The sequence below is a fragment of the Cyclobacterium jeungdonense genome, from assembly GCF_010994275.1.
GTDB classification, from domain to species: Bacteria; Bacteroidota; Bacteroidia; order Cytophagales; family Cyclobacteriaceae; genus Cyclobacterium; species Cyclobacterium jeungdonense.
Genome location: NZ_WMCD01000001.1, coordinates 124,656 through 142,337, shown reverse-complemented (window position 1 = coordinate 142,337; position 17,682 = coordinate 124,656). Strand labels below are relative to the sequence as shown.

At 44.0% G+C, this 17,682-nt stretch carries 14 protein-coding genes; 7 read left to right on the top strand and 7 right to left on the bottom strand.

What is annotated here, in order from left to right:
• Positions 1 to 5 precede the first annotated feature (5 nt).
• The 4 genes from GKS34_RS00500 to GKS34_RS00485 all read left to right on the top strand — a co-directional run bounded on the left by GKS34_RS00500 (position 6) and on the right by GKS34_RS00485 (position 5,845).
• The gene (locus GKS34_RS00500; RefSeq protein WP_163382859.1) at positions 6 to 1,124 is read left to right on the top strand and encodes a glycosyltransferase family protein; all 1,119 of its coding nucleotides are present in this window, start codon (positions 6 to 8) and stop codon (positions 1,122 to 1,124) included.
• A gap of 225 nt (positions 1,125 to 1,349) precedes the next feature.
• Positions 1,350 to 4,022 carry an MGH1-like glycoside hydrolase domain-containing protein gene (locus GKS34_RS00495; protein WP_163382858.1) on the top strand — a complete coding sequence of 891 codons (2,673 nt, stop codon included), beginning with the start codon at positions 1,350 to 1,352 and terminating at the stop codon, positions 4,020 to 4,022.
• Complete coding sequence (gene rnhB, locus GKS34_RS00490) at positions 3,997 to 4,596, top strand: ribonuclease HII (protein ID WP_163382857.1); 600 nt, start codon at positions 3,997 to 3,999, stop codon at positions 4,594 to 4,596. The genes GKS34_RS00495 and rnhB overlap by 26 nt, the downstream gene beginning before the upstream one ends.
• A gap of 73 nt (positions 4,597 to 4,669) precedes the next feature.
• The gene (locus GKS34_RS00485; protein ID WP_163382856.1) at positions 4,670 to 5,845 is read left to right on the top strand and encodes a PQQ-dependent sugar dehydrogenase; all 1,176 of its coding nucleotides are present in this window, start codon (positions 4,670 to 4,672) and stop codon (positions 5,843 to 5,845) included.
• Between the two features lie 3 nt (positions 5,846 to 5,848).
• Here the strand turns inward: GKS34_RS00485 and GKS34_RS00480 are convergent, their stop codons facing one another.
• The 5 genes from GKS34_RS00480 to GKS34_RS00460 form a co-directional block, all read right to left on the bottom strand.
• Positions 5,849 to 7,333 (bottom strand): NAD(P)H-hydrate dehydratase, encoded by a 1,485-nt coding sequence (locus GKS34_RS00480; protein WP_163382855.1) that lies wholly within the window; start codon positions 7,331 to 7,333, stop codon positions 5,849 to 5,851.
• Positions 7,334 to 7,641: 308 nt separating this feature from the next.
• Positions 7,642 to 9,036, bottom strand: a complete 1,395-nt coding sequence (locus GKS34_RS00475) for an aminopeptidase P family protein (protein ID WP_163382854.1) — start codon at positions 9,034 to 9,036, stop codon at positions 7,642 to 7,644.
• A gap of 90 nt (positions 9,037 to 9,126) precedes the next feature.
• Positions 9,127 to 10,044: a dihydrodipicolinate synthase family protein gene (locus tag GKS34_RS00470; protein ID WP_163382853.1), complete on the bottom strand. Its 918-nt coding sequence runs from the start codon at positions 10,042 to 10,044 to the stop codon at positions 9,127 to 9,129.
• A gap of 201 nt (positions 10,045 to 10,245) precedes the next feature.
• Positions 10,246 to 12,474: a S9 family peptidase gene (locus GKS34_RS00465; RefSeq protein ID WP_163382852.1), complete on the bottom strand. Its 2,229-nt coding sequence runs from the start codon at positions 12,472 to 12,474 to the stop codon at positions 10,246 to 10,248.
• 245 nt (positions 12,475 to 12,719) lie between these two features.
• Positions 12,720 to 13,595, bottom strand: a complete 876-nt coding sequence (locus GKS34_RS00460; protein ID WP_163382851.1) for an AraC family transcriptional regulator — start codon at positions 13,593 to 13,595, stop codon at positions 12,720 to 12,722.
• Between the two features lie 177 nt (positions 13,596 to 13,772).
• Between GKS34_RS00460 and GKS34_RS00455 the strand changes: the two genes are divergently transcribed.
• Both GKS34_RS00455 and GKS34_RS00450 read left to right on the top strand, forming a co-directional pair.
• Positions 13,773 to 15,341, top strand: a complete 1,569-nt coding sequence (locus GKS34_RS00455) for an L-serine ammonia-lyase, iron-sulfur-dependent, subunit alpha (protein ID WP_163382850.1) — start codon at positions 13,773 to 13,775, stop codon at positions 15,339 to 15,341.
• Between the two features lie 158 nt (positions 15,342 to 15,499).
• Positions 15,500 to 15,742, top strand: a complete 243-nt coding sequence (locus GKS34_RS00450) for a hypothetical protein (protein WP_205601993.1) — start codon at positions 15,500 to 15,502, stop codon at positions 15,740 to 15,742.
• Between the two features lie 8 nt (positions 15,743 to 15,750).
• Here GKS34_RS00450 and GKS34_RS00445 read toward each other — a convergent pair whose 3' ends face one another.
• Entirely contained in the window at positions 15,751 to 16,005 is a 255-nt protein-coding gene (locus GKS34_RS00445; RefSeq protein ID WP_163382849.1) for a DUF7218 family protein, read from the bottom strand.
• Positions 16,006 to 16,017: 12 nt separating this feature from the next.
• Complete coding sequence (locus tag GKS34_RS00440; RefSeq protein ID WP_163382848.1) at positions 16,018 to 16,239, bottom strand: hypothetical protein; 222 nt, start codon at positions 16,237 to 16,239, stop codon at positions 16,018 to 16,020.
• A gap of 170 nt (positions 16,240 to 16,409) precedes the next feature.
• On the opposite strand from GKS34_RS00440, the gene GKS34_RS00435 reads away from it, so the two are divergent.
• Positions 16,410 to 17,675: a Gfo/Idh/MocA family oxidoreductase gene (locus GKS34_RS00435; RefSeq protein ID WP_163382847.1), complete on the top strand. Its 1,266-nt coding sequence runs from the start codon at positions 16,410 to 16,412 to the stop codon at positions 17,673 to 17,675.
• The last annotated feature ends 7 nt before the right edge of the window (positions 17,676 to 17,682 follow it).

Below are 17,682 nucleotides of genomic sequence, written 5' to 3'. Positions count from 1 at the left end.
CGGCAATGAAATTCCTGTTTATTGTACAAGGAGAAGGAAGAGGCCACATGACCCAGGCCATGGTGATTGGAGAATTACTACTGAAGCAAGGCCATGAAATCGGGGCGGTAGTGCTTGGTTCCAGCACCAGAAGAAGAGTGCCGGATTACTTTCTAGACGCTTTTCCCTGCCCCATCCACCGGATTCAGAGTCCCAATTTTGTGACCGACAAAGCCAATAAAGCCATAAAAATGGGAGCTACTTTGTGGGACAACCTAAAAAAACTCCCCAGATATACGGCGAGTATTCGAAAATTAGATCAGGTCGTTGTCGCCGAGAAACCAGATTGTGTCCTAAATTTTTACGATATGCTGGGAGGAATTTATGCAATGATCTATCCCTACAGGTCTTCCTTCGTTGTGATCGGACACCAATACCTTATTTACCATACAGATTTTACTTTTGCTCAACCGGGAGGTATTCAAAAACAGTTGTTTAAACTAAATACCAAAATCACCTGTTGGAATGCTTCCAAAATCATTGCACTTTCTCTATGGAAGCCAGAAAGAATGTCTGCGGTGAAAAATTTCAGTGTTTGGCCTCCTATGGTGAGAAAATCGGTTCGCACAGCCCTTCCCTATTCCGGAGATTTCTTCCTGGTTTATATTGTCAATTCAGGCTATGCCCGGGAAATTTTTGAATTGGCAAAAAATTTTCCGGATATAACCATTGTGGCATTTTGGGATGCTGGTGAAATGCCTCAAAAATACCAGCCATTGGCCAACCTGACGTTTCATCAAATTGACGATCGCTTGTTTATTGAAAAATTAAGCCAGTGCAAGGCTTACCTATCCACTGCCGGATTTGAGTCCATCGCTGAGGCCATGTACTTGCGAAAAAAAACATTAATGGTGCCGGTTGAAGGGCAATATGAACAACAATGTAATGCATTGGATGCACAAAAATCGGGTGCTGGCCTGGGAGCTAAAAACTTTGATCCTCAATTACTAGCTCAATTAACAGATTCCTATTCATCGTCAGCCGATTCTTTTGAGCAGTTTACAGAATGGCAGCACTCTCTGGAGTCCTGCTTTGCCGAATGGATGCAAGAAATGCAAGACTCGAAAACTCCGGTAGCCAAATAATTTATTCGGCATATTTTTAATGGTAAAATCCATTTTTAGTAATCAAAAACCAAATTTCCAGGCTAAAAAAAAACGAGCTCAAATAAGTCTGGTAGCCACGACAAAGATTTGCCTTGGATGATTCAACCCTGAAGCAAAAAAAACCAAATACAACCGGGATAATTTGGCAATTTGAACCGTAAATGACTTAAATTCGCTCTTTGATTAAGTTGGATGGAAATACCCATGAATATAGAGTTAGAGCGATTAAAAGAAAACAGAGAGAAAATCCGTCATTGGAAAAAATGGGGACCTTATCTTACCGAAAGACAATGGGGAACTGTGAGGGAGGATTATAGTCCGGACGGATCTGCCTGGGAAAATGTCACTCATGACGATGCCAGGAGTAAAGCATATCGATGGGGAGAGGAAGGAATCGGAGGAATCAGCGACCACAAGCAAAAACTTTGCCTGGCCTGGGCTTTCTGGAATGGAAAAGATCCCCTGATAAAAGAACGTTTATATGGACTTACCGGAAACGAGGGCAATCATGGCGAAGATGTAAAAGAGCTATATTATTACCTGGACTCTTCCCCTACCCATAGCTATATGAAAATGCTTTATAAATACCCACAAGAAGCATTTCCGTACCAGCAATTATTGGAAGAAAATCAGTTGCGGGGAAAAAATGAAAAAGAATTTGAACTGTTAGATACAGGTGTATTTGATAAGGATGCCTATTTCGATATTTTTTTAGAATACGCTAAAGCGGATGTAGAAGATATCCTTGCCAAGGCTACCATTTACAATAGAGGGGCAGAAGAGGCCACCCTTTGGATAATGCCCACCATCTGGTTCAGAAAAACCTGGTTTACTGGGGATGAGCCTTTTATACCAAGCTTTAAAAAATCCGGGCCAAACAAAATCAAGGCTTTTTCCCCAAAATCCGGAAATTACAGTTTTACATTTTCAGGTGAACCCGATTTGCAATTTTGTGACAACGAAACAAATCGGGAACGATTGTATCACATTGGTAATCAAAAAAAATACCTCAAGGACGCCATCAACGATTACCTGGTTCATGGGGACAAAAAGCACCTCAATCCAAAATTTGTAGGCACCAAAGCAGCTGCAATCTATAAATTAACCATCCCTGCAGGCGAAAAAGCAGAAGTAATATTACGCATGCAACATGTCGAAACCGAGTCTCCCCTTGAATCAGCAAATGACATCTTACAGGCGCGAATAAACGATACGGAGGAATTTTACGAGGGTTTGCAGGAACGGGTTAAAGACAAGGAAATGAAGCTGATCCAACGCCAGGCTTACGCAGGGATGTTATGGACCAAACAATTTTATTATTTCAATGTCGAGCGCTGGCTGGAAGGAGATCCGGGCAGGTATCAACCACCTCAGGAAAGAAAATCAGGTAGAAACAGTAATTGGCGCCACTTGCAAAATTACGATATCATTTCCATGCCGGACAAATGGGAATACCCCTGGTATGCCGCCTGGGATCTGGCCTTTCATTGCATCCCCCTGGCCAGATTAGATCCGGATTTTGCCAAAGACCAACTCCTCTTGCTTTTGAATGATTGGTACATGCATCCAAACGGTCAGATGCCGGCCTATGAGTGGAATTTTAACGACGTTAATCCGCCGGTACACGCTTATGCGGTTCAACGGGTTTATCAAATTGATAAGAAATACAATGGAAAAGGAAAAGGCGATCAGGAATTTTTAGAGCGGGCCTTTCATAAGCTATTGCTAAATTTCACCTGGTGGGTGAATCAAAAAGACGAGGAAGGAAGAAACATATTTGAAGGCGGCTTCCTGGGACTTGATAATATAAGCGTTTTTGACCGGAGCCATGTGGATAAATTGTTTGGCAAGCTGGAGCAGGCAGATGCCACCTCCTGGATGGCCATGTTTTGTCTCAACATGCTGCGAATATCCCTGGACCTCTGCGAATTCAATAAGGTTTATCAGCATACTGCAACCAAGTTCCTGGAGCACTTTCTGTACATTGCCGGTGCCATGAGTAATATTTCCAAAGAAAATATTAGCTTATGGGATGATGAAGATAATTTCTTTTTTGATGTGCTGCACCTTACCGGCGAAGAGCCCAAAATTATGAAGGTCAAATCTATTGTGGGCATCATCCCCTTATTTGCCGTAGAGCCCATTCGGGAGGAGCTCTTTGACGATCTTCCGGAATTTAAAAACCGACTGGATTTCTTTTTCAAGGAAAAACCCAAGCTAGCTGCTCTGGTATCCAATTGGATACATCCTGGACACGAAAAAAGAAGGCTTTTTTCATTGTTAAGGGGACATCGGATGAAAAGTATCCTTCATAAAATGCTGGACGAAAGTGAGTTTTTATCAGATTATGGTATCCGATCCTTGTCTAAGGACCACTTAAAAAAACCTTATTCAGTTCAAATAAATGGAAGCCGATTTTCTGTGAAGTATGCCCCTGGAGAGTCCGAAACCACGATGTTTGGAGGGAACAGCAACTGGAGGGGACCTATTTGGTTTCCCATAAACTTCCTGATCATCGAATCCCTGAAAAAATTTGATTTCTATTATGGGGGCACTTTTTCCATAGAATATCCGACCGGATCCGGAAAATTTATCACCCTGGACTTGATTGCCAATGAACTATCATTGCGCCTGATCAACCTGTTTCGAAAGGATAAACACGGAAACCGTCCCATTTACGCAGATAATGAGAAATTACAGCAGGACCCTCATTTTCAGGACCTCATTTTATTTCACGAATATTTCCATGGTGAAAATGGCCGTGGATTAGGAGCGTCTCACCAAACCGGATGGACGGGTTTGGTGGCCGAACTTATTCACAAGTATCACAAGGAAAAGGAATTTTATCCCAATGCTGCTACCTTTTTTAAAAGCTGATCGAACGGAGGCAGGTTGCGATGAAGTTGGCCGGGGCTGTCTCTGTGGACCGGTGGTGGCAGCAGCCGTGATCCTTCCTCCCGATTACGCCAACGAATGGATCAATGACTCCAAAAAACTAGCTAAATCCCGAAGAATCGTGTTAACTGAAGAAATTAAATCGGAGGCTTTATGCTGGGCTATTGGCAGTGCAGATGTAGAGGAAATTGATCGGTTGAACATTTTGAATGCTTCCTACCTGGCCATGAATCGGGCAGTTGAGTCCTTAAAAATAAAGCCAGATCATTTACTGATTGATGGAAATAGGTTCAAGCCAGCAAGTACCATTTCCTACGACTGCGTAGTGAAGGGGGATGGAAAATTTGCCAGCATTGCTGCAGCCTCCATTCTGGCTAAAACCTACCGGGATGACTGGATGATTAATCTCTCCCGGAAATATCCGGGGTATGAATGGGAAAAAAATGTAGGATATCCTACTAAGGCGCATCGGGAAGGAATCCGTAAATTAGGTCCGAGCCCATTGCATCGAAAGTCTTTCCGCCTGCTCCCGGAACAGTTGAAAATGAATTTATGAAATCAGTACGTGCCGTTTCAGGAACGAATGATTCATACTGTCAGTTAAATAATTGAAATAAACCAAAAAGCTTATGAAACCAAGACATGTTTTTTTGCTACTCTTTTGTCTGGGAATTTCATTCTCCCTCCAAGCACAGGAAGTCGTTCAAAAAGCCCAACCCATCCTGGGAGAATTACCCCAGAAAACCGAAGACGTTTTTTTACCAGAGGTGCCAGGAGTAAAGGTAGAAGTATGGGTGGACAGCCTGACTATTCCCTGGTCCTTGCGCTTTCTTCCCAATGGAGACGCCCTGGTAGCACAAAGACCCGGGTCTATTTTACGAATTCCTTCAGGTGAAAATAATCCGACTCCCTATTTGGAAGTTCCGGGCAGCGTGCACGAGGTGGATGCGGGCTTGATGGGATTAGCTGTTCACCCCAATTTTGAAACCAATCACTGGATCTATATCATGCATGCGTACCGAAATGATGAAAATCAGCTACTTAGCAAAGTAGTCCGGTTAAATGATCTAGGCTCCAGAGCCGTGGTGGATAAAGTAATTTTAGATAACATACCAGCTTATGCCATCCACCTGGGTGGTCGAATTGCTTTTGGTCCGGACGGCATGCTCTACATTGGTACGGGGGATATGTCTCAGCCCTTTGTGGCTCAGGATGTAGAGAACCTGGCATCAAAAATCCTTCGCATAACGGAAGAAGGTGAAATACCTTCCGACAATCCTTTTCCCGGATCACCGGTCTATTCGTATGGACACCGAGTAGTGCAAGGTTTTGCCTGGGATCCCGATACCGGGGCTTTTTTCAATTCCGAACACGGTCCATCCGGAGCTGAAGTGGAAGGAAGTGTTCGATATAGGGATGAGATAAATATGGTGAAAAAAGGTGGCAACCACGGCTGGCCGATAGTAGTAGGTGCTCCTGGAATGGGAACCTACGTGGACCCAAAGGTCTCCTGGAATAAAGCCGCCGTACCTCCTGCAGGAATGACCTTTTATAAGGGTGACTTGTTTGTAGCCTCACTTGGAGGACAGGCCTTAATCCGCATTGTATTTGATAAAGAAAACGATTATGAAGTCGAAAAAGTAGAACGTTGGTTTTCCTATGCCCCGTCCAAAGGAATCTATGGACGGATGCGCGACGTGACAGTTGGACCAGACGGTAACCTTTATGTCACCACCAGCAATACCGACGGCAGGGCAGCGCTGCGCATTCACGATGACAAGATCTTAAAATTAACGTTTGAATAAAAATCATTCAATACCACTGTGCAGGAGGCTATCCGGGATTTTTTCCAGTATATCGGAAGCCAGCGTCCCCCTACCTCGGCAAGAACCTGCCAATTCTCCTGCATGTCCATGATGAAAAACGCCGCACAGCACGGCGTTTTTCATCGAATAACCTTGACCCAGAAAAGAGGTGAGGATTCCGGTCAGCACGTCTCCTGAGCCCCCTGTGGCCATGTGAAGAGAACCCGAATTGTTAAACACCTGCTGCCCATCCGGAAAACTGATCAATGTGAAGGCCCCTTTTAACACCAGTGTGCAGCTGTATTTCCTGGCAAAGTCCCTTGCCAGATCCATACGGTGAAAATGGTTTTTCCCGGCAATCCCTGTAAGACGCTCAAACTCTTTTAAGTGCGGAGTAAGTACCGCATTAGCATGCAGGGAATTCAACCAGGCAGGATTATCTCCCAGTATGTTAATGGCATCTGCATCCAATACCGTTGGGCCGGCATAGTGGCTCAGAACCTGGTACACCAATTTAGCAGCATTTTCACCTTTCCCCAGACCAGGTCCAATTCCTATGGCATCTATGCCTTCGGTATCCATTCTGTCGCCCACTTCATGTTCGCCACCAGGGGGCAATACCATGGCCTCTGGAATACTGCCTTGAATAATTTCCACGCCGCAGGCAGGAATGTGGCAAAAAACCAGTCCGCTTCCGGTTCGCAAGGCTGCTCGCGTACTCAAACCAATGGATCCCATTTTACCATAACTGCCGCCTGCCAGGACAACTCTTCCAAAATCACCCTTATGGCTGGATGGTAGGAATTTCTTATGGTACCTGATCAAATTTTCACCCGAAAAAAAGAAACGATTCGATTCAAAGGAATCAAAGTAGCTCCTACCTATCCCGATGCTTCGTACAATTAATTTTCCTGCATACGCTGCATGTTCCGGAGCCAGCAAAGAGAGTTTTGGAAACTGGAAACTCACTGTATAGTCAGCTCGAAAAACCTCCCCTTCCAAGGGACCGTCGGAAGGCAGGCCTGATGGCATGTCCACGCTAATTTTCAACGCTGGTTTTTCATTTAAATATTGAATCAATTTCAGGTAGTCACCTTCCAGGGGTCGGTTGATTCCGACACCAAAAACCGCGTCAATGAGAACGTCTGATTCAGTTACGTTTTTCCAGGTGCTGACCGGTAATTTTTCCGGCAACACCCGTAGATTGTGTTGGAAGTCAGTAGAACCCTTTTCCGGATCTCCTATATGACCTACTGCCACGGAATAGCCTCTTTGACTCAGAATCCTGGCTATGGCAAGTCCATCGCCGCCATTATTTCCGGTACCGCAATAAACCGACACCGATCGCTCTTCTGGCACCATAGTCACAAACCAGTCACAAAAGGCCATTGCGGCCCTTTCCATAAGTTGGTAGGAATGAATCCCCTCTCCTTCAATGTATTTTTGATCAAGGGATTTCACCTGATTTCCAGAAAGTATCTTTTGCATGGTGCGTCTATATTAATATGAAAATAAGAACGGAAATAACTCCGGTAATTGAATCGACATCACTAATCGAGGACGCTACCTTTGGAACGGTAATGTGCCATTGATGTAAAGGGACCTATTTCCTCCATGCCAGCTTTAAACCATTATTTAACCCTCGCTCGCGTCCCCTACGAAATAGAAAAGAATTTCGCGATTTTTAAAAAAATAACCTAACGAATTGCTCCTGAATAGGAAAAAGAAAAGAACCCTTTTGAAAGGGCCCCACCACTCCTGATCCAATAGAAAGCAAAAATTGCTGTTAAATTACTTCAATCCAAGTTCCTGCGAAGCGATTCTACTTCTTGAGGGGAGGTTTCCAGCGGTTCACCAAGTATCGTTGATCCATTGGCTGTGATCAAAAAATCATCCTCGATTCGAATACCGCCGAAGGCGCGGTATTTTTCCAACTTCTCGTAATTAATAAAGTCATTGTGCCATTTTTGGGCCTTCCAGGAATCTATAAGCTGGGGTATAAAATAAATCCCCGGTTCTACGGTGAGTACCTGTCCCTTTACCAATTCTTTTCCCAATCGCAGGGATTTAAGGCCAAATTGAGTACTTTTCTTAAGTTCATCGGTATATCCCACGAAAGCTTCGCCCAGATCTTCCATGTCGTGAACATCCAGTCCCATCAGGTGTCCAAGTCCACAAGGGAAAAACAAAGCATGGGCTCCCTCGCGAACAGCTTCCTCCACGTCACCCTTCATCAAACCAAGGGATTTAAGGCCCTCCACTAGCTTTTTACAGGCCAGTAGGTGAATATCCAAAAACCGAACCTCAGGCTTCAATGCGTCGATTGCCACCTTATGGGCATTCCAAACAACCTCATAAACTTCCCTTTGGGTTTCCGAAAATTCCTTCCCAACAGGAATGGTACGGGTTATATCTCCTGCATAGTGCATAGCCGATTCGGTACCAAAGTCAGCTAGTAACAAACTCCCCTCTTCCAATCTGTTCCCATAATGGTGGTTATGAAGGGTTTGTCCATTGATGGTAATAATGGGAGGAAATGAAAGACCTCCTCCTCCGGATAGTGCTTCTCCGTTCACCAAACCAAGTAATTCGTATTCGTACATTCCCGGCCGTGCCAACTGCATCACTTTTCGGTGTAGCTCCGCAGTACGATTCACCGCTTTGTTTATTTCCCCAAGTTCCTCCTGAGACTTTATGGATCGTAATGCCACGATAGCTTTGATAAATTCTTCAGAAACATGGAGGGGAAGTTGATCAAAATGAAGGTGAAACCATTGCATCAATTTCAGGCAATTTTCCGGTCGGTATGGAGGCAGGTAATGAATCTTTCTGTGAGAAGCCCTGGTCAGGTAGGTTTCAGTTTCCATCCAGGGACGCGTTTGAGACACTCCGACAGCCCCGGCTAAATCAGCCAATTTGGGCTTATCCCCATGCCAGACCAGTTGTTCCGTGGATAATTCGTCTCCAAATATGATTTCCCTATCCGCATCAATATCTATAACCGCTGCTAATCCTGGAAGATCCAGCCCAAAAAAATACAAGAAAGAGCTGTCCTGCCTAAATGGATACCAGTTATCTTTAAAGTTGCTGCTACTTTCCTCGTTTCCTAAAAACAACAATACTCCCTCCTTAAGAAATTTCTTAAGGTTTTTTCTTCTTTCAATGTACGTTTCCGTCGAAAATAAATTCATCCCAGTTAAAATCTTTTGGTGTCCCATACAGCTACAATAGGCATCTGTAACCTTTAAAATTCAGTGAAATAGTAAATTTTGGCCAATTATTTAATGTGGAATTTTTTCCCAGGTAGGTAACGTTGGTCTTACAGCCAGGGAGTCCTCTATGATTTTTAAAACTCGCTCACGCTCTTTCCCCGCAAGCATCAGACGCGGAGCACGTACGAATTCCGTTCCTAGTCCAGTGGCTACTTCAGCCAGTTTAATATACTGTACCAATTTGGGGTGAATATCAAGCTCCAATAGGGGAAAAAACCAACGATAAATCTCCAGGGCTTCCTTTATTCTCCCTTCTTTTACCAAACGATATATGGCCACAGTTTCGTAAGGAAAGGCACAAACCAACCCGGCTACCCAACCCTGTGCACCAAGTGCCAGGCTTTCCAAAGCCAGAGGGTCCACGCCGCCCAGAATTTTAAACCGGTCTCCAAACCGGTTTATCATTTTGGTTATCAGAGTTAGGTCTCTGGATGATTCTTTAATGGCTTGAATGTTTTTGCAGGATTCCAGTTCCTCAAACATGTCTGGAGTCACCAGAATTTTATAATCAACTGGGTTGTTGTAAATCATGATCGGAAGATCGGTCGCGCCTGCAATTTCCTTAAAAAAGGTTACAGTCTCCCGGTCGTCAGCATAATACCGCATTGGAGGTAGGACCATCAAACCTTCTATACCACTGTTATTAGCAGCCTGAACGGCCTCTATAGCCTTTTTGGTGGATTGTTCGGCGATGGTTAACACCACGGGAATTTTTCCCGCTATCATTTCTACAGTCGATTTGACAAGAGTTTCTTTTTCCCGGTTAGTTAACGTACTGGCCTCTCCCAGACTTCCCCCTAAAATAACGCCATCTACGCCTGCTTTTTGCTGCACCTTGATATTCGCAAGGAATGCGTCTAGGTCAAGTTGGTCATCGGATGTAAATTTGGTGGTAATTGCCGGAAATACTCCTTTCCATTTTATCATAGCTTTGTTATTAAGTGTTTCAATATAGTACTGGGCATTTTCATCTGTTTATAATTTTCTTTTATTGGTCAGATAGCCTGTCCCGATCCTGAATCGGGAGAATCTCGCATGTTCGATAATCATTCCTCTGTGTGACGTTCTCCTCATGCTCCATTTCTGATTATTAAAAAAAACAGGGTTTACCATTTCTTAGGCTACTTCTTATCTTCCACCAGGAGCTAAATTTTCCAACCAGAAATTTTTCATTGTCCTTCGCAGATGGAGTGATGTATTCTCCCTTTCATTGATCCCATGAGCACGCATGGGATATACCATCATGGAAAACAGTTTGTTATACTTAATTAACCGGTCTGCGAGCATCTCAAAACTTTGGTAATGCACGTTATCATCGGCTGTTCCATGCATGATCAGCAAGTTCCCTTCCAGGTTTTCAGCATGGTTGATGGGCGAGCCCTCGAAATATCCGGTCGGGTTGTCTTCCAGCAATCCCATGTACCTTTCCTGATAGGTGGCATCGTAAAGTCGCTGGTCCGAAACAAAAGAAACGGCAATACCGGTTTTATAAAAACCAGGGTACCGGAAGAGACAATTTAAAGTCATTTGACCTCCCCCACTCCAGCCCCATATGCCAATGCGGGATGCATCGATAAAATCATAGGTTGAAAGAATTTTCTGGGCAGCTGCATATTGGTCCCTGGAGGCCAGAATACCTATTTGTCCATAGATGGATTTCCGCCAGTCCCTGCCTCGGGGAGTTTTAGTTCCCCGGTTGTCGATACTCATGACGATGTATCCCATTTGCGCCAGGTATTGGTGCCACAGATCCCCGTTCATCCAGCCATCCTGCACCGTAGATCCTGCTGGCTCGCCGTAAACATAGATGATTAGTGGGTATTTTTTGGTTGAGTCAAAGTCACTGGGCTTAATCATAAATGCATCGAATGCAACTTCCCCAATATCGACTTTTATAAATTCTTTAGGTCTGAGCCCCAATTCATCGTACTTATCTTTTAACTCCCCGTTATCTTCCAACACACGCAGTTTCTTGTGCCCGGGGAGTTCAACCAGGGAAATAGTCGGAGGCGTAACGGCATTGTGGTAGGTATGGATGGCAAACTGAGAATTCCCTGATAATTGGTAAGCATGTTGGCCTGGAATATCAACTGGAGTAATCCTTTCTGCCTTTCCTGTTTTGTTAATCGGACTTCTGTACAAATACCGTTGGGTAAAATTTTCAGGGGAGGCGATGTAATAGACATACCCTCCCTCCGGATCTATATGGCTCACCCTGTCCACATCGAAATCTCCCTGGGTAAGCAGCGTCATGGAATCTCCATTCCGGGAAACTTTATAGAGGTGACGCCAACCATCTCTTTCGCTGGTCCAGGTGAAAAATTGTTGCTCGTCCAGCCAGATCAAATTATCATGAATATCCAGAAAGGTCTCCTCATTTTCCTCCAGGATTTTAGTCAGAGCCATTGTGTTGGCATCACCAATCCAGACGGTATTTCTGTTTTGGGGCCGGTTTAGTTGTTGAATCAATACCTCCTGGGAGTTCGGGATAAAATCCATCCTGGCCAGGTAATTATTTTGCGGATCTCCAGGAATAGCAAACCATTTGGTAGTCCCGCCCTCAGCAGAAACAACACCAATTTTTACTGAAGAAAGCTTCTCTCCAACCTTTGGATAAGGCAAGGGAATCGGCTCAGAATAAACAGAATCGATGTTATTTATCAGGTAAAATGTACCTATATCCCGAGTGTCGGAACGCCAATAGGCAATTTTTTCACCATCAGGACTCCATCGAAAACCATCTCTACAACCCAGTTCCTCTTCGTATACCCAATCAAAGGTCCCATTAATGATATCTTCGCCTCCATCTTCCGTAATCTGAGTGATCTCTCCACTGACCAGAGACTCAACAAATATATTATGTTCGCTTACATAGGCAATTTTAGCGGCATCCGGCGAAAATTTAGCAAACATCAGACTAGCTGTAGGGAGCCCCTTTCCGAGTTGCTTCAATTCTTTATTTTCCCTGTCCAGTACCCAGTAATCTCCCCTGGTATGATACCTCCAAACTTTTCGGGTATTGGTGAATAGCAATAATTTACTGTTATCCTCCGACCACTGGTAATCAACGACCTCTAGGGGTTTCCTGACACCAGCTGGCATTAACTCCTCTGCCGAAATAATTACGGATCGATCCCCCGAGACTGCCTCATATCGGACAATATCATGACCGTCCAACGTTAGGTTTTTTTCGATACTCGAATAACTTTTCGAGTCCTTCATCCAGCGGATGGGCCCAAATCGCTTCTGATTAAAAGCATTTTTCTTGTAAATTTCCTCCAGACTAAGTGGGGTTTGGGAGAAAACCGAACCGGCAACCGTGAAAAAATAAAAAACAACTAAATAAATCTTTTTCATTAAATAATCCGTCTAATATTTATGCCAAAACCATTATACCCGACCTGCTAAACCAGGTTTAAGGATTTACATTAACTACAGGCATAAAGATAGAGCCTTCGGACACATTTACCATTCCATCATTTTATCCAAAGGTTATGGTATTTTAACGAAAATTAAAATTCGGCACCGAATGCTACTAAATAATTGAGTCTAGATTCAATTTACCCAGTAACTGGCATATTTTACTTGAAAAAAAATTTCGGCTAGTTTGCCTTTTTCAAGACATTATTACGATACTCGAGGGGGGTCATACCCATGACACTTTTAAAATGCTTATGAAAATTGGACAAATTATTGTACCCGGAACTGTAACAACATTCTGAGGTATTGAAATCATCCTGATAAAGCATCCGGCAAGCATTAGCTATTCTTACTTCAATCAAAAACCTGGAAAAAGTTTTTTGGCTTTTATATTTGAAATACCTGCAAAAAGCAGTAGGAGACATGTTTACCATTTCCGCCACCTGCTTCAGACTGATTTTTTCACTGAAATTATTACGGACATAATCAAACACCAGGTTAATTTTAGGTAGATTCTCCTGAACGGAGTGAATAGGAATACCCAAAGAGGAAATGAAATTTAAATTATTATCCTTAGAGATGGATTCCAGTATATCTAGCAATCCTAAAAACCTTTCGAAGGAATTTTTTTCCGGCAGCAGGGTTAATTTCGTACTGATTCGCGTCTGTACAATGGTAGATATCTTAATCCCATACACGGAAAAATCGATCAACCGCTGAATAGCATACGCCTCTGGTATATCGCATAGGGCATTTTTGAGTACATCCTGATTAAAAAACACCGAAATGGCTTTCGCCTTATGATGCTTGTTACCTGCGAAGGAAAAATCTTTGTTTCGGAAAACATGAGGCAAATTTTTACCAAATAGGTATATCTCCCCCTTTTTAAAGGGAATGACACTTTCTGCAACGAACAATGATCCCTCTCCCTCCAAAATCAAGGTTATTTGAAATTCTTCGTGGTAATGAATGGGTTCAAAGAAATTATCCAAATCCCAACATTCCACCCGTATGGTTTCTTCTTTTAATCGAGGTACTTTAAAATGTAGCGGTTGCATGAAATAGGATACAAGTAGTTACCGAATGCATTAATTTAGATCAATTGCAGATAAAAAGCAAAAAAGCATACAAAGAAAGATGAAATTGCTAAGATAGTACACACATAAGCTAATATTTGAAAATAGTACCCGCTTAAAATCCATTACATTTAACTAATAACCAACAGGATTTAGACGATGAATTTCCCAAGTATTTTTAATGATGTAGTAGGCCCTGTCATGAGAGGCCCTTCGAGTTCTCATTGTGCCGCTTCGCTTCGAATTGGCCGGATATGCCATGACCTGATGAAAGGAAGTATTTCATCCATTGAAATCGATTTTGATCCAGCGGGTTCTCTGGCAACTACGCATAAAGAACAGGGATCGGATATGGGGTTGTTCGGTGGATTTTTGGGTTGGGAAGCCTTCGACGAACGCCTGGTTCGAGCTGAACAACACCTGGGAGCAGCCGGCATCCAGGTTAAGATTAACATCCGAGACATTCAGGCTGACCACCCAAATACCTACAAAATCACCTTAACCAACCCCTGGGAGACACATCAACTCACGGCCATTTCCACTGGGGGAGGAATGATAGAAGTGATCGAAATCGACCAGGCAGTCATATCCTTTGCGGGTGATTGCTTTCTGACTTTAATTTATACAAATGAGCCTGGAAGCGTTTTAGACTACCTGCAACATGAACTGAACTACGATAGCCTCGAATTGCGGTCTGGAGACCAGCCCTATATCGAAATTAAAGCACAACAGTTTCCAGATGCGGCACTCATTCAGGAACTGGAACAGATGGAGGTAGTTTCAACTATTAAACAGATCCGTCCCGTATTGCCCGTGCTGACCGCTAAAAATCAAAAAGTCCCTTTTATAACTTGCGAGGAAATGCTGGCTTATAATAAAGACAAAGGGCTATCACTATGGGAATTGGCTGTTCGGTATGAAAGTATCCGGGGAAACATTTCGGAAGCCGAGGTATTGGCCAAAATGGATACCATTCGTAAAATTCTCAAAGATGCTGTCAGCACTGGCATCAAAGGAACCAGCTACCAGGACCGGATTCTTGGTCCCCAATCTGTAAAGTTCAAATCGTTGATGGAAAGCAAAAAACTAGTGGACGGGGACGTGCTCAACCGTATCATTATGTATGTGTCCGCCATCATGGAGGTAAAGAGCTCCATGGGAGTAATCGTGGCTGCGCCAACAGCCGGATCCTGCGGAGCCATGCCGGGAGCTGTGTTAGGTCTTTCAGATGCCTTGGGTTTATCGGAAGAGGAAACCGTGAAAGCCTTGCTGATCGCTGGCCTGATCGGCGTTTTTATTGCTGCCCATTCCACTTTTGCAGCCGAGGTAGGTGGCTGTCAGGCCGAATGCGGTTCAGGCTCATCCATGGGAGCGGCAGCATTGGTTTATTTGGCAGGAGGCTCCCTTACCCAAAGCATTTCTGCTGCCTCCATGGCTTTGCAAAGTTCACTGGGCATGATTTGTGACCCGATAGGCAACAGAGTAGAAGCTCCTTGTCTTAACAAAAACGTAATGGCTGCCTCAAACGCACTTTCTTGCGCCAATATGGCCCTTGCTGATTACGATCACCTTATCCCTCTGGACGAGGTGATCGAAACCATGTATGAAGTAGGCAAAAGCATCCCGAATACCCTGAGATGCACCAATCTTGGTGGACTGTCCATCACCAAAACGGCAAAAGAAATCGAACGTAAATTGGGAAAAGGGCAATTTTATAAAAGTTGTTAGTCGGATTCCTTACCCTACCACTTGGCTTTAAAAGATCGATCGTAGCAAGCAGTTTTAGGAAAAAAAGAAATCGAAAGAATTACCCGGCTGGCCTCTCAAGAAGCTAAATTGCTTTCCCTTTTACTGGCTTTGGCTTGTTATTTGTACCTTCCAAACCTATGAAACGTTCACCAAAATTTCTAAAATTCAGCTTTTTTGCAACTCTACTTTCATTTATAGCTGGTCTGCAGTCGTATGCTCAGATGCAACCGGGCATTCCCAAACCCCGGGGTCCGGTAGACCTTAGCGATACCAGTAATCTGGTTATCTTTATTATTCTTCCGATTCTGGTCATTATTGGCTATTTTTTTTGGAGAAAAGCCATGAAGAAAAGGAAAGAGGAAGAAGATAATCAGCAGTAACGTTATGATTAGTGATTCCTCAACCTTTCTATTAACTCCTTTTTGCGGAGTTTACTAATGCCAGACAGTCCTATTTCGCGGGCTTTTTCATACAATTCCTTAACTGTCCATTCTTCATAGGCAGGAGCCTTCCCGCCTTTCTTGGACGCTACCTGATCCGGCGTATTAGCAATCCTTGCGGACTTTTCTTTGCTATAACCTTGATCTCGTAATGCTTCGTACTGGTCTTCGTTTTTTATTCGAGGGCGTTTTTCTTTAGGCATCACTTTTTTATTTTAGGCATTATCTCTTCGGAACCGGTCGCTTTCACTGCTCCACTCCTTGTCAGCTTCTTTAGCTCGCATCAACTCATCTTTGGCTTTTTTTTCTGACTTTTTAGTTTTGGTTGAATCGGCGGATTTGGGACCTTTTCCATCGCTCGCTTCTTCCTGTGCTTCGTCAAAGCTGTTGTCTTCAAAATTTTCGGACTGTGAATCCTGGTTTTTTTTCGTCTTCATGGTTTGATTATTTTGGTTTCTCTTATATATATCCGAACCAAAATCATTCCAAAAAGCCTGAAATTGTTTTATTCACAGCAAAATTTTACCTGAAGTCCCATTTTATTTGTTTATCCTTTCGCAAGGAAATATATTCACGTACCAATAGTTTAGAAAAATTTTGTAGAAATATGAGCAATAATTCAAAAAAATCCAGAAGAGGTTTTCTGAAGGGAAGCCTTCTGGCCTTGGGAGGCATCAGCATTGTTCCCCGACACGTATTAGGAAAAGGTTACCTTGCACCTAGTGATCACCTTACCAAAGGAGTTATCGGTGTTGGCGGCATGGGAAGAGGGCATTTCAAATATGCCGGAACCAAGACCGTGGCCATTTGCGATGTGGATACGCGCCATATCGGCATTGCCCAGGAAACCCTTGGTCAGGGAGTCAAGACCTTTTCTGATTACAGGGAACTGATTCAGCTACCGGAAGTAGACATCGTTCACATCGCCACACCCCCACATTGGCACGGAATCATGTCCGTGGATGCCGCCCGGGAGGGAAAGGATATCTGGTGTGAAAAACCAATGACCCGGACTATAGGCGAAGGGAAAAAAGTGGTGGAAGCTGTAAAACAACACGGTAATATCTTCCGATTGAATACCTGGTTTCGTTTCGATGCAAATTTTTATGGCATGAATACGGAGGTGAAGAACATAAAAAAACTGGTTGATTCCGGCATGCTAGGCTGGCCGCTGAAGGTTACTGTTGGAAAACTGACCGGATTTGATTGGAAATTTTACTGGGTAGGCCGAACCGGTCTGGACACCATGCCTGTCCCCCAGGAACTGGACTACGAGCGCTGGTTGGGACCCGCACCCTTCAAACCCTATCACGAACACCGCACCCACGGCACCTTTAGAGGCTACTGGGATTATGACGGAGGTGGATTGGGAGACATGGGGCAGCATTACATGGACCCTATTCAGTATTTTCTGGGAAAAGACCAAACCAATCCAGTGAAGGTTGAGATTGATGCGCCACAGCAGCACCCGGATGCGGTCGGCACCTGGCGAAAAATAACCTATACGTATGACGATGGGTGTCAAATAATTCTGGACGGGGAAGGCACCACAGAAGCCCCCTACATAGAGGGGCCGGAAGGAAAGCTCTATCGGGGATTCAAGTCAGACATTCCCAATATGGAGCGTAAACTGGCCCAATTCCCCGATCCGGCACCACAGGTAACGGACTTTGTAGATGCCGTAAAAAACCGAAAGAAATTTGCCCTCAACGAACAAAACGGACATCGTTCCTGCACGCTGGTCAACATGGGACTGGTAGCCCTTCGTCTGGGTAGAGACCTGGAATTTGACCCTGTAAAACAAGAGTTTATCAACGATGAAGGTGCCAATCGGCTCGTTGACCAACCCATGCGGGCCCCATATACCATTTAGATCCAAC